Source organism: Streptomyces sp. NPDC107528, from assembly GCF_055639295.1.
Genome location: NZ_JBVKAV010000002.1, coordinates 482,875 through 496,726, shown reverse-complemented (window position 1 = coordinate 496,726; position 13,852 = coordinate 482,875). Strand labels below are relative to the sequence as shown.

Here is a 13,852-nt window from a genome sequence, read left to right as displayed (position 1 = left end):
CTGAGTAACTTCGTTCGGCATCTCGTACATAGCGACGTACGCTCCCCTAGCTCTTCAGGAGGCGCGCATGTCGCGTAGGAGAACTCTCGGTACGAAGAAGAAGCTCGCGCTGCTGGTGAGTGCTGCGACGGTGGCGGGAGGCGGTGCCTTCGTCATGGCGAGCACCTCGAACGCCTCGCAGACGCCGACCGTCAAGTCCGCAGCGGAGTCGACGGTCTGTCAGGGGCTCGCCACCGCGCTCGGCAACAACGAGCGGTTCATCGAGGGGCAACGGGCCAATCCGGACGCGCAGTCCGAGGCGCGGATCGCCAACCGTGAGGCGGTCATCGCGCAGATCAAGGTCCAGCAGGAGGCGTCCGGGTGCGGGGTTGGGGAGTCGGCTCAGGACTCCCAGGCTTCGCAGCCGGCGCCGAGCGCTCCCGCGGGGGATGCCGGTGATGCGGGCGCCGGGGATGCCGGCGCCGGGAACGCGGGAGCCGGGGATGCCGGCAACGCGGGGGACGGCGGCGGTGCCGCGGCCTCGGGGCAGCAGGTCTGCAACGGGTCGACCGTCACGCTCTCCGGCGAGGGCGGGGCGCCGGCCGCGTCCAGCAACCAGTTCCCGGCCGGTACGAAGCTGAAGGTCACCAACCTGGACAACAACAAGTCCACGACGGTGGAGGTCACCTCGGTCTCGGGCAGCTGTGCGCTGCTCAACAACGCGGCCTTCGAGCAGGTACGTGAGCCCGGCAAGTTCCTGATTCGCCGGGCCCTGATCGAGAAGGTGGGGTGAGGCTCCGGTAGTCACGTCGTACGTGTCAAGGGTCCTGCTGCTCGCGGCCACGAGCGGCAGGACCCGCGCGTCGTCTCCGACGGTCGGGCCGTGATGCCTGCGGCGGCCTGTGCGGGTTCGGTGGGAGTGCGGGCTCGTTGCGGGTCGGGGCCGTACGCGGGTGCGCGTCGTCGTTCACTCCCATCGCATACGAGCGGCCGGTGCCGGTCCCGGTGGTGCTGGGTGAAGCCCTGATCGGCTCGTACGGGCGCTCACAGCGTGAAACCGGCCACACCAACACCAGGTAACACGGGGTTCACATTCGAGCAATGGTCGGGAAATCGCCTGTTGACAAGCTCCTGGAGCGCGGCGCCCCAGTGCCGCAGCGCCGCAGCGCCGCAGCGCCCGCAACAGACCCACCCCCGAAGGATGTGGCCCGTGACCTTCAAGGCTGAGTACATCTGGATCGACGGCACCGAGCCGACGGCCAAGCTCCGTTCGAAGACGAAGATTCTGGCCGACGACGCCAAGGGTGCCGAGCTGCCGATCTGGGGCTTCGACGGGTCCTCCACGAACCAGGCCGAGGGTCACGCCTCGGACTGCGTGCTCAAGCCGGTCTTCTCCTGCCCGGACCCGATCCGCGGCGGGGACGACATCCTGGTCCTGTGCGAGGTCCTGAACATCGACATGACGCCGCACGCCAGCAACACGCGTGCCGCACTCGTCGAGGTCGCGGAGAAGTTCGCCGCGCAGGAGCCGATCTTCGGTATCGAGCAGGAGTACACGTTCTTCCAGGACGGCTACCCGCTCGGCTTCCCCAAGGGGGGCTTCCCGGCGCCGCAGGGCGGCTACTACTGCGGTGTCGGCGCCGACGAGATCTTCGGCCGTGACGTCGTCGAGGCGCACCTGGAGAACTGCCTCGCCGCGGGCCTGGGCATCTCCGGCATCAACGCCGAGGTCATGCCCGGCCAGTGGGAGTTCCAGGTCGGCCCGCTGGCCCCGCTCGTCGTGTCGGACCAGCTGTGGGTGGCCCGCTGGCTGCTCTACCGCACCGCCGAGGACTTCGGTGTCGCCGCGACGCTGGACCCGAAGCCGGTGAAGGGCGACTGGAACGGTGCCGGTGCGCACACCAACTTCTCCACCAAGGCGATGCGCGAGGGCTACGACGCGATCATCACCGCGTGCGAGTCGCTCGGTGAGGGCTCCAAGCCCCTCGACCACGTCAAGAACTACGGCGCCGGCATCGACGACCGCCTGACCGGTCTGCACGAGACCGCCCCGTGGAACGAGTACTCCTACGGTGTCTCCAACCGTGGCGCCTCGGTCCGTATCCCGTGGCAGGTCGAGAAGGACGGCAAGGGGTACATCGAGGACCGGCGTCCCAACGCCAACGTCGACCCGTACGTCGTGACCCGTCTGCTCGTCGACACCTGCTGCTCCGCGCTGGAGAAGGCCGGCCAGGTCTGATCGTGCCCAGTAGTTCCCGAAGGGGCGCCCACCGACCCGGTGGGCGCCCCTTCGCGTCTGATGAGACGAGGGTCCCGCCGCGGGCAAGTGTCTGCTTCAATGGGGCCATGGCCAGCTTCCAGAAGTACTCCGCGACAGGTCGCCATGACCTCGAGCCCTTCTGGCCTTCCCGTCAGCACCACGACTTCGACCGGGTGTGTTGCCGCGCGGTGAACGCGCGGGCCCTGTAAAGCCGTAACCTTCCGGCCTTCGGCCAGCGCGAAACGACGTACGTCTTCCCAACGGACCTCTCGCGCGAAAGAGCTGACCTCTCATGGCGACCACTCGTTCTCTCTCCACCGCCGCCACGCTCACCTCCCCGAACGGTTCCCGGCATCACTTGCGTGCCGTGGACCGGGACGAGGTGATCGACGTCGCGGACCTGCTGCCGCCGGGCGCCACCTGGCTGCCCGCTCCCCCGCACTCCCTTCCCACGTTTCCGGGCCAGCCGCCGATGATCGGCTACCTGGTGCTCGTCCCGGCCGACCAGCAGCCGCCGGTCGCGCCCGTCCCCGACACCGGCGGGGACCCGCTCGTCAGCGTCGACGCCGTACGGCGTACCGCCGCGGTCGACGGGCGTGAACTCGACCTCACCTACCTGGAGTTCGAGTTGCTCGCCCATCTGGTGGCCAACCCCCACCGTGTGCACACCCGCGACCAGCTGGTCACCACGGTGTGGGGATACGGGCACGTGGGCGACGGCCGTACCGTCGACGTCCACATCGCCCGGCTGCGCCGCAAGCTGGGCGCCGAGCACCGCGACACCATCCGCACGGTGCGGCGGGTGGGGTACAAGTACACCCCGCCGGTCGGGCGCTGAGCCGTCCCGGGCCGCCTCCCCTGATCTTCTGCTGACGGCAGAGTCCTGTTCCGTCCCGCGCCCGTACCGTGCAGAGTCGGCCGTATGAGGCTTCTGATGCTGGGTGGTACGGAGTTCGCGGGGCGGGCCGTCGTGGAGGCGGCGCTGGGGCGCGGCTGGGACGTGACCGTCTTCCACCGGGGGCGGCACGAGCCGCCGGCCGGGGTGCGGTCGCTGCACGGTGACCGCACAGCGCCCGACGGGCTCGCCGCGCTCGCCGAGGCGGAGGGCGACTGGGACGTCGTCGTCGACACCTGGTCGGCCGCGCCGCGTGCCGTGCGGGACACGGCGCGGCTGCTGCGGGGCCGCGCCGGGCGGTATGTGTACGTGTCGAGCTGCTCGGTCTACAAGTGGGCGCCGTCGGCGGGCTACGGCGAGGACGCGCCGCTGGTCGAGGGTGCCGAGGCCGGTGCCGAGCACACCGACTACCCACGGGACAAGCGGGGCGGGGAGCTGGCCGTCGTCGAGGAGTTCGGGGCGGACCGTTCGGTGCTCGTGCGGGCGGGGCTGCTCATCGGCCCGTACGAGAACGTCGGCAGGCTGCCGTGGTGGCTGACCCGGATCGCCCGTGGCGGGCCCGTACTGGCGCCGGGGCCGCGGGAACTGCCGCTGCAGTATGCCGACGTCCGTGATCTCGCGGACTGGATCCTGGGGGCGGCGGAGCAGGAGCTGAGCGGGCCGTACAACCTGATGAGCCCGCAGGGGCACGCCACCATGGGCACGTTCCTCGACGCGTGTGTGGCTGCCGTCGGCGCTGCGGCGGAGCTGCGGTGGACCGAGCCCGAGGTGATCCTCGACGCGGGCATCGAGCCGTGGACGCAGTTGCCGGTGTGGGTGCCGCCGGGCACGGACATGCACGACGCACTGCACGCCGCCGACGTGTCCCGGGCGGTCGCGACGGGACTGCGGTGCCGGCCGGTCGAGGAGACCGTCACCGACACCTGGGCCTGGCTCCAGGACATCGGCGGCACGGCACCCCGGCGCGCGGACCGGACGGCGAAGGGGCTCGACCCGGAGGTGGAGGCCAAGGTCCTCGCGGGCGGGGGTGTATCTGGCACCACCCCCTGACCGGGGTGTTCGGCCCAGTGCTCCACTTCGCCGGTTCGTCCAGACTGATGCCATGACCATCACAGAGACGACGAGCAGCAGCGGGAGCAGGGCACGGGGCATGGTGCTCGCGGGGGTGCGGGGACTCGGGCTGGCGCTGGTGGTGCTGCCCGGAGCGGTGCTCTGCTTCGTGCTCTCCCTGGTGTCCATCGCGCTGATCCCGATCGGGGTCGGGATCGTCACGACGCCGTGGGTGCTCACGGGCGTGCGGGCGTTCGCGGATTGGCGGCGGGTGCTGGCCGCCCAGTGGGGCGGGGTGCGCATCCCGTCGGCGTACCGCCCGATACCGAAGGACGCCAATCCCTGGGCGCGTACCTTCGGGATGCTCCGCGACCCGGCGACCTGGCGGGACCTGAGGTGGCTGCCGGTCGACATGACGGCGGGGTTCGTCACCGCACTGCTGCCGGCCGTGCTCATCGTGTACCCGCTGGAGGGGTTCGCGCTGGCGGCCGGGCTGTGGCGGACCATGACGGGCGGGCCGTATGTCGAGTACGGCCCGTACTGGTACGGGTTCGTGCCGGTCAGGGACCAGGCGTCCGCACTCGGTGCCGGCGCGCTGGGTGCCGTGCTCCTGATCGTCGCCCACCGGTACGCCGTGCGCGCCTTCCAGCTCCATTTCCAGCTGACCCGCGCCGTCCTCAGCCCCAGCCAGACCGAACTCTCCGAGCGGGTGAGGGTGTTGACGGAAACCCGCCAGGACGCCGTCGACACCTCCGCCGCCGAACTGCGCCGTATCGAACGGGATCTGCACGACGGGGCACAGGCGCGGCTGGTGGCGATGGGTATGGATCTCGGGACCATCGAGATGCTGGTCGACAAGGACCCGGAGAAGGCCAAGCAGCTCGTCGCGCACGCCCGCCGGTCCTCCGCCGACGCCCTCGACGAGCTGCGCGACCTCGTGCGCGGCATCCACCCTCCGGTGCTCGCCGAGCGCGGACTGGGCGACGCCGTACGGGCGTTGGCGCTGCGGCTGCCGGTCGCCACCGAGGTGAACGTGGAGCTGCCCGGGCGGGCCGAGGCGCCCGTGGAGTCGGCGGCGTACTTCGCGGTCAGCGAGGTGCTCACCAACGCCGTCAAGCACGCGGACGCCGACCGGATCTGGATCGACCTGCACCACACGGAGGGCAGGCTGCGCGTCACCGTCACCGACAACGGCAGGGGCGGCGCGGTGATCGGGACCGGTTCGGGGCTCGCCGGAATCGAGCGGCGACTGGGTACATTCGACGGCGTCCTGGCCGTCAGCAGCCCCGCGGGCGGTCCCACCATGGTCACCATGGAGATCCCTTGCGCGTTGTCCTAGCCGAAGACCTGTTCCTGCTGCGCGACGGCCTGGTCCGGCTCCTTGAGGCCTACGACTTCGAGATCGCGGCGGCCGTGGAGACGGGCCCCGAGCTGGCGCGGGCGCTGGCCGAACTGGAGCCGGACGTCGCCGTCGTCGACGTACGCCTGCCGCCGACGCACACCGACGAGGGGCTGCAGTGCGCGCTGGAGGCCCGCCGGAAGAAGCCCGGTCTGCCGGTGCTGGTTCTCTCGCAGCACGTGGAGCAGCTGTACGCGCGCGAGTTGCTCGCCGACGGCAGCGGCGGGGTGGGATATCTGCTGAAGGACCGGGTCTTCGACGCGGACCAGTTCGTGGACGCCGTACGGCGGGTCGCGGCGGGCGGCACGGCGATGGACCCGCAGGTGATCCAGCAGTTGCTGTCCCGGCGCGCGGCCGACGACCAGCCGCTGGCGCGGCTCACGCCCCGTGAGACGGAGGTGCTGGAGCTGATGGCTCAGGGCCGCACGAACGCGGCGATCGCCGAGCGGCTGGTCGTCACGGAGCGGGCGATCGCCAAGCACACCGCCAACATCTTCGCCAAACTGGGCCTGGAGGTGTCGGACGACGACAACCGTCGCGTGCTGGCGGTTCTCGCGTATCTCGACCACGGCCGGTGAAAACGGACGCAACTATTCACCCGCCGTGCGGGATCAACAACTGCCGGTATTTCAGAGGCGGTTGAGCACACAGCGTTCTCACGAATCTCTCAACAATTTCCGGGACGGCTGAACACCCCTGGGACGACCTCCGTATCAAAGGGAGCCGCTTCACTCCTGTCGGGCGCCCTCGATGCCCCCGAAAAAGGAAGTCAGAGGAGTTCCATGGGACGCAACACAAGAAAACGCCGTACGCCGCTGGCCACCAAGGCCATTGCCGCTTCGGCAGCCCTAGCGCTCGGTGGGGGCGGGCTTGTATGGGCCAACTTCTATGCTTCGGCGCACGAGGACAACTCTGGGTGGAACCAGACGAAGTCCGCGAATGCCCGGGTCGCGACGATCAACTGCCCTGATGTCGGCCAGAAGCTGACGAAGGTGCCGAGGAGCGCGCGCAGGGGCGTCGCCAAGGAGCTGGCGCTGCTGGACAGGCAGGTCACGGACGCCTACAAGCGTCTCGCCGAGACGCGGCAGGCCCAGGCGGGGGACGCCAACTACGTCAACAACGCCATCCTCAGCCCGCTGAAGTCCAAGCGCGTGGCCACGCTCGACCGGATCGGTATCAACATCAACCGGGCCGGCGGCCAGCGCCCTCAGAACCTCGACCAGCTCGCCCAGTGCCAGGGCGTCCCGGCCGAGCAGCCTGAGACCAACGACGGCCAGCAGGACGGAGACCAGAACCAGGACGGTCAGGACCAGAACAACGACGGTCAGGACCAGAACCAGGACGGTCAGAACAACGACGGTCAGGACCAGGGCGGACAGGACGGCGGCGGGCAGGACCAGGGCGACAACGGCGGACAGGCCGGCAACGGTCCGTCGGCGGATGACTTCGTCGACATCACGCAGGTCCAGGCCAACGCCCAGCTGGGCGTCGGCGCGAACGGCCTCCCCGCGAACGGGGACAGCGGTTCGACCGGTAGCTTCACCTCGAACTGCGGCGTCAACGAGAACGAGAACCGCAACTCGGACAACGTGATCGTCGCTCCCGGTGTCAGCAACGGTGCGCAGCACCAGCACGACTACGTCGGCAACCAGGCCAACAACGCTTTCGCGAGCGACCAGGACCTGGCGAACGGCGACACCACCTGCCAGAACCAGGGTGACAGGTCGTCGTACTTCTGGCCGGTGCTGCGAGTGCAGGACGGTCAGAACGACATCGACGCGGATGCCCCGGGCGGCGGTCAGGACGGCAACGTCGGCACGATCGTCGAGGCCAGCGAGGCGCAGCTGAAGTTCGTCGGCAACAAGACGAGCGATGTCGTCGCGATGCCGGAGGCCCTGCGCATCATCACCGGTGACGCCAAGTCCTTCGTCAACGGCAACGCCAATGCCAACGCCAACTGGAGCTGCACCGGCTTCGAGGACCAGGTCCAGCTGCACGACAAGCTCCCGATCTGCCCCGAGGGCAGCTCCGTGGTGCGGACGTCCAACTTCCAGAGCTGCTGGGACGGTCAGAACATCGACAGCGCCAACCACCGCACGCACGTGGCGTTCGTCCAGGGCGACGGCACCTGCGCCAACGGTTTCCAGGCGATTCCCCAGCTCCAGGTCCGCCTGGTCTACGACGTTCAGGCCCCGCAGATCCAGGACGGACAGGTCCAGAACGCCTTCGCGGTGGACTCCTTCCCGGACCAGCTGCACAAGGCGATCACCGACCACAACGACTTCATCAACTTCTTCGACGAGAACACGATGAACGAGATGGTCGACTGCATCAACAGCGGCCAGAACTGCCAGTAACAGTCCTGAACCGGTAACGAAAGCCGGCGGTGGGAATTCCCACCGCCGGCTTTCTGTCGTCCGGGTCCGCGCGGTCAGCTGTGGTGGCCGCCCTTGTTGTGACTGCCACCGGGGTTCATGTGCGCGGAACCCTCCTCCATGGTCCCGCCCAGCTTGCTCTGCAGCGTCGTGACCGTGTTCTCCTGGCCCACGGCGACCCACTTGCGGCCGACGAGGTAGTAACCGCCGTAGTCCTTCGCGCCGCTCAGCCACTCGGCCTGGCCGCGGTCCGTGGCGAAGGTGGCGAGGATGTATTTCTCCTTGCCGGTCTTGCAGATGGCCTGGCGGAGCTCGTCCGCGTCGGTCTGCATGTTCGGGTCGCACTTCGCCATGGCCGCCAGATGCTCCAGGCTGCCGGTCGCCGTCTTCGGCACCTCGGCCTCCTTGTCGCCGCCGGAGCCACAGCCGGCCAGCGCGAGCACCGCCACCGCGCCGGTCAGCGCGAGCATCGGTCGGGTCAATGTCATCGGTTCCTCCGGTCCATGCCGCACAGAGCCCCGACGAGGGCCCTCGTCTCCCATACGGCTGTGGTGGGCGATGCGCTCAAATCAGAGGCTCTCACGGGCACGGGTGTGCGAGTGTGACGCGATGAACCAGGACTGGGAAGATCGCGTGACCGCCGCATGGGCAACCTTCGACAGCTACCCCGAGGAGTCGGCCGCCGACTTCCGCGCCGTCATCGACGTCCTCGTCGCCGAGCTGCCGGACGGCAGCCCGCTGGGCCCCTTCGAGCAGGCGTGTGCCTGGGACTCGACGGGCCGTTCCGACAAGGCGGTGCCGCTGTACCGGGAGGCTCTCGCGGGCGGGCTGAGCGGCTACAAGGGCCGGCGTGCCAAGATCCAGATGTCCAGCTCGCTCCGGAACGTCGGCCAGGCGGAGGAGGGCGTCAAGCTGCTGACGCCCGAGCTGGACGCCCCCTCGGACGAACTGGACGACGCGGTACGGGCGACGCTTGCGCTGTGCCTGTCGAGCCTCGGACGTGATCGCGAGGGCCTCTCCCTCGTCCTGGCCGCCCTCGCCCCCCATCTGCCGCGCTACCAGCGCTCCATGGGGAACTACGCCCGCGCCCTGCTGGAGTCCGACGACTGAGCCGACACGGCCTCGCCTCGGCATCGCGCGGGGCGGTGTCGTGCGGCGGTGACCAACCGACGATTCGCTCGTTCTGCTGAACGTGCAGTCACAGGATGTCGCCCCGCGCCCCGCACCCGCCCCGGCCGAGCCGGTCGTCGACGTCGAGCGGGCGGAGGCCGCGCTCGTCGAGCACTATCCGAGGCTCGTCCGACTCGCCTACCTGGTACTGCCGCCGAGCCTCGGCCGCAACCGGCGCGTGGTGACCGCGCACTCCCTCACCCAGCGGGCACTGCCCCGCGGCCGGACGGCGGCGACGCCCGCGATCCCGGCCCAGTCGACGGGCCGCGACAGCGACCCCGGGTACGCCTTCCTTCGGCTCCGGGTCCTGCGTACGGCGCTGGAGGCGGGCCTGCCGCTGCGACGCCCTGCCTGGCCCAAGCGCTCCCAGCTGCCGCCCCTGCTGCCCCAGATCTGGGGCCTGCGCCTCTTCCCCCGGTCGGGCGGCGCCGACGAGCTCGCTCTGGACCAGCAGTTGTCGGCGCTGTCCGGCCCGGCGCGGGCGGCCTATGTGCTGCGCGGCCTGGAGAAGCTCGCGGACGGCGAGGTGCGCGACGTCCTGACGGCGGCCGGCGTCGAGGACGTGGATGACGCGCTGGAGGAGGCCGACACGGTCCCGGCGCAAGCCGCGCTGCTCGACTCCCCCGAGTTCGACCCCTGCTCCCTCCAGGCCCGGCCCACCGACCTGATGCGGCGCAGGCAGCACACGAAGGCCGCGCTCGCCGCCGGGGCCGCCCTCCTCGTCTGCGGGGCACTGCTCGGCCTGCCGGGCGAGGGCTGGGGCCCCGACGGCCCCGCCGCCCCCTCGTATGCGCAGAACCCGGCGGCCGAGGCCGCCCTCGACCCGGCCCAGCTGACGAAGGTTCCGCCGCTGGCGTGGCAGTCGGCCGCCCGCACCGACTTCTCGGTGTGGCCCGCGCGCGGCGATCTCACCGGCGACTCGGCCCTGCTGCGCCGGGCCCTCGCCGTCTGGGCCCGCCCCGGCGAGAAGGTCACGGTCTCGGCGACGCCCGGCACCCCGTCGGGCGGCCCGGCCGGAGCGCCGCAGCTGCTGTACGCGGGGACCGTCGACACCGCGCGCGTGGTGATCCTCTACGACGGTCTGCGCATCGCCCGCTACGCCGAGCCCACGGACGGCATGGCCGGTGCCGCCCTGGACTTCTCCCGCGTCGACAACGCGACCAGGGCGGAGGCGAGCGCGGTGGTGCTGAGCCGCGCCGACGGCAACGTCCGCTATCTGATGGCGCCCTGGGTGAAGGGCACAGCCGAGCGGGACCTGCTGAAGCCGGGCGCGGGAGCGATGGACCTCACCGTGACCGAGGGGGTCACCTCGCCGATGGCGAGCCCCACCGCCCAGCAGGCCGGCGCGTGCTCCTCGTGGAACGCGCTGCAGGTCACCGACAGCGCCGGCACCCGGCTGCTGACCGACCTCGCCGAACTGGTCCCGGCGCGCCTCACCACCGGCCGCCCCGGGGCGACCAGGGACGTGACCGGCGCGCAGGCCCTGCACACCTGGGCGCCGTACTCCTGCTGGCTGGGCGCGCTGCGCTCCGCGGGCGTGCGGACGGTCAACGCCTGGTCGTTCGCGCAGCAGACGCTTCCCGACGGGACCGGCACGGCGGACTGGGTGTGCACGCGTGCCGAGACCTGGCGGGGCGGCGGGGAGCGGGTGCTGGCCCAGTTCCGGACGCCGGGCACACCGCAGGCCGCGGTGGTGGCGAAGGCCCAGAACGTGCCGGCGTGCGGTCAGCGCGATCCCCATGTGCTGGCCGGTGTGTTGTGGAAGGCGCAGGCGGGCGGCTGGTATCTGCTGGCGGCGGGCACCCGGGACACCGAGTCGATCCGGGCCACGGGCGGGGTCCGCGGCAGCGCCGAGGGCAGCCAACTGGCCGTGCGGACCAAGCAGGGTGCGCAGGCCGAGCTGAAGGGCACGCTGGAGAGCGGGCGCTCGATCAACGGGCTTCAGTGAGCTCCCGGTGAGAAGACCCCCGTGCGAACCGCCTTGCTGACAGAAATGTAAATAGGGCCGTGCACAAGGGTTCACCCTGGCCCTACCCGTCAGTACATTGACGCCATGTCCAACACGCAGGACCGGATACCCCTCAAGGCCCGCAAGGTGTCCTTCTCCTGGGAGGCCACCCCGCTGCACTGGGTGCCCGGCGATCCGTTCACCACGCACACCATCAACGTGCTGCATCTGCTCCTGCCCGCCGGTGAGCGGTGGTTCGTGCACGTCTACAAGCAGGTGCTGCCGTACATCCGGGACGAGCGGCTCCGCGAGGACGTCATCGGGTTCATCGGGCAGGAGGCCATGCACTCGCAGGCCCATGACGAGGTGCTGCCGCACCTGCGGGAGCAGGGGCTCGACCCGACGCCGTACACCGCGCAGGTCGACTGGTTCTTCGAGAAGCTGCTCGGCGACCGCATACTGCCGCCGGGCCGCGCACGCCGCTGGTGGCTGATGGAGCGGGTGGCGCTCATCGCGGCCATCGAGCACTACACCGCCTTCCTCGGCGACTGGGTGCTCAACGCCGGGGAACTGGACCGGCGGGGCGCCGACCCGACCATGCTGGACCTGCTGCGCTGGCACGGTGCCGAGGAGGTCGAGCACCGGTCGGTCGCCTTCGACCTGTTCATGCACGTCGACGGGAGCTACCGGCGACGGGTGCGGACCTGGGCGACGGCGTTCACCGCTCTGGTCTTCCTGTGGCAGCGCGGGTCGCGCTTCTTCATGGAGAACGACCCGACGCTGATGGACGGCCGGGCAAGCTTCAAGGACTTCTACGTCGGCGGCAGGCGGGGCACGCTCCCCTCGACCGGGGACATGCTCAGGTCCATCCCCCGCTATCTGAGCCGGACCTACCACCCCTCCCAGGAGGGCTCCACCGAGCAGGCCGTCGCCTATCTGGCCTCCTCCCCGGCCGCGCTGGCCGCCGAGACAGCCGAGAAGTCCGCGAAGGGTGCCGCCTGATGCCGAAGCTCCGTACCCTCGCCGTCGTCGCCGGTGCCGCCCTGCTGGCCCGGCGGGCGATGCGGCGCCGGATCCAGGTCTCGCCGCTGTGGCCGATGCCCGCCCTGGAGGAGCCGACCTCCGGGCGGCCCCGGTCGCGGGCGCTGCGCCTGCTGGTGACCTCGCACGAAGAGGTCGCCGACGGGGTCGTACAACTACGGCTGGAGGGGCACGACTTGCCGCGCTGGGAGCCCGGCGCGCATCTCGACGTCGTGCTGCCGTCGGGGCTCGTGCGGCAGTACTCACTGTGCGGCGACCCGGAGGACACCTCGTCGTACACGGTGGCGACCAGGCTGGTCCCGGACGGGCGGGGCGGCTCGCGCGAGGTCCACGAGCAGGTGCGGGAGGGGATGGAGCTGGAGGTGCGCGGGCCTCGGAACCGCTTCCCGCTGGTGGCCGCCCCGTCGTACGTGTTCGTCGCGGGCGGCATCGGGATCACGCCGATCCTGCCGATGCTGCGGGCGCTGCCCGACGGCGTGGAGTGGCGGCTGCTGTACTGCGGACGGGACCGTGCCTCGATGCCGTTCCTGGAGGAGATCGAGAAGCTGGGCGGCGGGGACCGGGTGACCGTCGTCGAGGGGCCACCGGATCTCGGCGTCGTTCTCGCGGAGGTGCCCGACCGGGCCGCCGTCTACTGCTGTGGTCCGGAGGGGCTGATGGCCGCGGTGGAGGAGCGGTCCCCGGGCGTCCACCTGGAGCGGTTCGCACTCCGCTCCTCGGCGGGCGGTGCCTTCGAGGTCGAACTCCGGCGCAGCGGGCGGACGTTGACCGTGCCCGCCGGCTCGACCGTACTGGCCGCCGTTCGCGCGCAGCTGCCCGACACCGCCTACTCCTGTGAACAGGGCTTCTGCGGGACCTGCCAACAGCGGGTACTGGAGGGTGAGGTGGACCACCGGGACGAGCTGCTGACCGATGCGGAGCGGTCCGACTCCATGCTGATCTGTGTGTCGCGGGCCCGAGGCGACCGGCTCGTACTGGATCTGTGAACGCCGGCGATCGGTCCGGTCCGTTCGGGGCCTGATTCGATCGGTAAGGTGTTCGCATGACTACCGGGGTACGCCGAAGAATGGGAGTCGAGGAGCGACGGCAGCAGTTGATCGGCGTCGCCCTCGAACTGTTCAGCCAGCGCTCGCCCGACGACGTCTCCATCGACGAGATAGCGTCGGCCGCGGGCATCTCGCGCCCGCTGGTCTATCACTACTTTCCCGGCAAACTCAGCTTGTACGAGGCCGCGTTGAAGCGTGCGTCGGACGAACTGGCGGGCCGTTTCGTCGAGCCGCCGGACGGTCCGCTGGGGGCGCGGCTGCTGCGGGTGATGCGCCGGTTCTTCGACTTCGTCGACGAGCACGGACCCGGTTTCTCGGCGCTGATGCGGGGCGGTCCTGCCGTCGGCTCGACGGCGACGAACGCGCTCATCGACTCCGTGCGGCAGGCCGCGTATGTCCAAATCCTTTCGCATCTGCGGGTGGAGGATCCGCCCGCGCGCCTGGAACTGGTCATCCGTTCCTGGATCTCGCTCGCCGAGTCGACGGCGCTGATCTGGCTGGACGGCCGCCGCATCCCGCGCGGCGAGCTGGAGGTCCAGCTCGTGCACGACTTCGCCGCGCTCGCGGCGGTGAGCGCGGCGCACGACGAGGAGATGAGCGGGCTGCTGCGCCGCATGCTCAAGGACGAGCCGGGCGACGGGCCGTTCGGCGACCTGGTGACCCGGCTGATCGCGCTGGCGTCCTGAGCG

At 70.5% G+C, this 13,852-nt stretch carries 13 protein-coding genes; 12 read left to right on the top strand and 1 reads right to left on the bottom strand.

Going from position 1 to position 13,852, the window contains the following annotated elements; genetic code table 11:
- The first annotated feature begins 67 nt into the window (after window positions 1-67).
- The 7 genes from ACZ7L5_RS07320 (at window position 68) to ACZ7L5_RS07290 (ending at window position 7,940) form a co-directional block, all read left to right on the top strand.
- Window positions 68-772 (top strand): RlpA-like double-psi beta-barrel domain-containing protein, encoded by a 705-nt coding sequence (locus tag ACZ7L5_RS07320; protein WP_471515138.1) that lies wholly within the window; start codon window positions 68-70, stop codon window positions 770-772.
- Window positions 773-1,189: 417 nt separating this feature from the next.
- The gene (gene glnII, locus ACZ7L5_RS07315; RefSeq protein ID WP_328882115.1) at window positions 1,190-2,218 is read left to right on the top strand and encodes a glutamine synthetase; all 1,029 of its coding nucleotides are present in this window, start codon (window positions 1,190-1,192) and stop codon (window positions 2,216-2,218) included.
- 313 nt (window positions 2,219-2,531) lie between these two features.
- Window positions 2,532-3,077, top strand: a complete 546-nt coding sequence (locus ACZ7L5_RS07310; RefSeq protein WP_471515136.1) for a winged helix-turn-helix domain-containing protein — start codon at window positions 2,532-2,534, stop codon at window positions 3,075-3,077.
- A gap of 84 nt (window positions 3,078-3,161) precedes the next feature.
- On the top strand, window positions 3,162-4,184 hold the full coding sequence (locus tag ACZ7L5_RS07305; RefSeq protein WP_471017325.1) for an NAD-dependent epimerase/dehydratase family protein: 1,023 nt from the start codon (window positions 3,162-3,164) through the stop codon (window positions 4,182-4,184).
- Window positions 4,185-4,236: 52 nt separating this feature from the next.
- Complete coding sequence (locus ACZ7L5_RS07300) at window positions 4,237-5,523, top strand: sensor histidine kinase (RefSeq protein WP_471515133.1); 1,287 nt, start codon at window positions 4,237-4,239, stop codon at window positions 5,521-5,523.
- On the top strand, window positions 5,508-6,161 hold the full coding sequence (locus ACZ7L5_RS07295; RefSeq protein ID WP_328882111.1) for a response regulator transcription factor: 654 nt from the start codon (window positions 5,508-5,510) through the stop codon (window positions 6,159-6,161). The genes ACZ7L5_RS07300 and ACZ7L5_RS07295 overlap by 16 nt, the downstream gene beginning before the upstream one ends.
- 204 nt (window positions 6,162-6,365) lie before the next feature.
- A complete protein-coding gene (locus ACZ7L5_RS07290; RefSeq protein WP_471515131.1) occupies window positions 6,366-7,940 on the top strand; it encodes a DUF1996 domain-containing protein in 1,575 nt (524 codons plus the stop codon).
- Window positions 7,941-8,014: 74 nt separating this feature from the next.
- Here the strand turns inward: ACZ7L5_RS07290 and ACZ7L5_RS07285 are convergent, their stop codons facing one another.
- On the bottom strand, window positions 8,015-8,446 hold the full coding sequence (locus tag ACZ7L5_RS07285; RefSeq protein ID WP_328882109.1) for a hypothetical protein: 432 nt from the start codon (window positions 8,444-8,446) through the stop codon (window positions 8,015-8,017).
- A 121-nt stretch (window positions 8,447-8,567) separates the two neighbouring features.
- Between ACZ7L5_RS07285 and ACZ7L5_RS07280 the strand changes: the two genes are divergently transcribed.
- From ACZ7L5_RS07280 to ACZ7L5_RS07260, 5 genes are all read left to right on the top strand, one after another.
- On the top strand, window positions 8,568-9,068 hold the full coding sequence (locus ACZ7L5_RS07280) for a tetratricopeptide repeat protein (RefSeq protein WP_471515129.1): 501 nt from the start codon (window positions 8,568-8,570) through the stop codon (window positions 9,066-9,068).
- Between the two features lie 82 nt (window positions 9,069-9,150).
- Window positions 9,151-11,076, top strand: coding sequence for a hypothetical protein (locus ACZ7L5_RS07275; protein ID WP_471515127.1), 1,926 nt, complete (start codon window positions 9,151-9,153; stop codon window positions 11,074-11,076).
- Between the two features lie 105 nt (window positions 11,077-11,181).
- Window positions 11,182-12,078, top strand: a complete 897-nt coding sequence (locus ACZ7L5_RS07270) for a metal-dependent hydrolase (protein ID WP_471515125.1) — start codon at window positions 11,182-11,184, stop codon at window positions 12,076-12,078.
- Window positions 12,078-13,103, top strand: a complete 1,026-nt coding sequence (locus ACZ7L5_RS07265; protein WP_471515123.1) for a PDR/VanB family oxidoreductase — start codon at window positions 12,078-12,080, stop codon at window positions 13,101-13,103. Before ACZ7L5_RS07270 ends, ACZ7L5_RS07265 begins: the two co-directional genes overlap by 1 nt.
- Window positions 13,104-13,159: 56 nt before the next feature.
- The gene (locus tag ACZ7L5_RS07260; RefSeq protein ID WP_328882104.1) at window positions 13,160-13,849 is read left to right on the top strand and encodes a TetR/AcrR family transcriptional regulator; all 690 of its coding nucleotides are present in this window, start codon (window positions 13,160-13,162) and stop codon (window positions 13,847-13,849) included.
- Window positions 13,850-13,852: the final 3 nt, after the last annotated feature.

Excerpts from the sequence above, each read along its gene's own strand:
- ACZ7L5_RS07320 (WP_471515138.1), top strand. The coding sequence starts at position 68 with ATGTCGCGTAGGAGAACTCTCGGTACGAAGAAGAAGCTCGCGCTGCTG.
- ACZ7L5_RS07310 (WP_471515136.1), top strand. The coding sequence starts at position 2,532 with ATGGCGACCACTCGTTCTCTCTCCACCGCCGCCACGCTCACCTCCCCG.
- ACZ7L5_RS07305 (WP_471017325.1), top strand. The coding sequence starts at position 3,162 with ATGAGGCTTCTGATGCTGGGTGGTACGGAGTTCGCGGGGCGGGCCGTC.
- ACZ7L5_RS07300 (WP_471515133.1), top strand. The coding sequence starts at position 4,237 with ATGACCATCACAGAGACGACGAGCAGCAGCGGGAGCAGGGCACGGGGC.
- ACZ7L5_RS07290 (WP_471515131.1), top strand. The coding sequence starts at position 6,366 with ATGGGACGCAACACAAGAAAACGCCGTACGCCGCTGGCCACCAAGGCC.
- ACZ7L5_RS07285 (WP_328882109.1), bottom strand. The coding sequence starts at position 8,446 with ATGACATTGACCCGACCGATGCTCGCGCTGACCGGCGCGGTGGCGGTG.
- ACZ7L5_RS07280 (WP_471515129.1), top strand. The coding sequence starts at position 8,568 with ATGAACCAGGACTGGGAAGATCGCGTGACCGCCGCATGGGCAACCTTC.
- ACZ7L5_RS07270 (WP_471515125.1), top strand. The coding sequence starts at position 11,182 with ATGTCCAACACGCAGGACCGGATACCCCTCAAGGCCCGCAAGGTGTCC.
- ACZ7L5_RS07265 (WP_471515123.1), top strand. The coding sequence starts at position 12,078 with ATGCCGAAGCTCCGTACCCTCGCCGTCGTCGCCGGTGCCGCCCTGCTG.
- ACZ7L5_RS07260 (WP_328882104.1), top strand. The coding sequence starts at position 13,160 with ATGACTACCGGGGTACGCCGAAGAATGGGAGTCGAGGAGCGACGGCAG.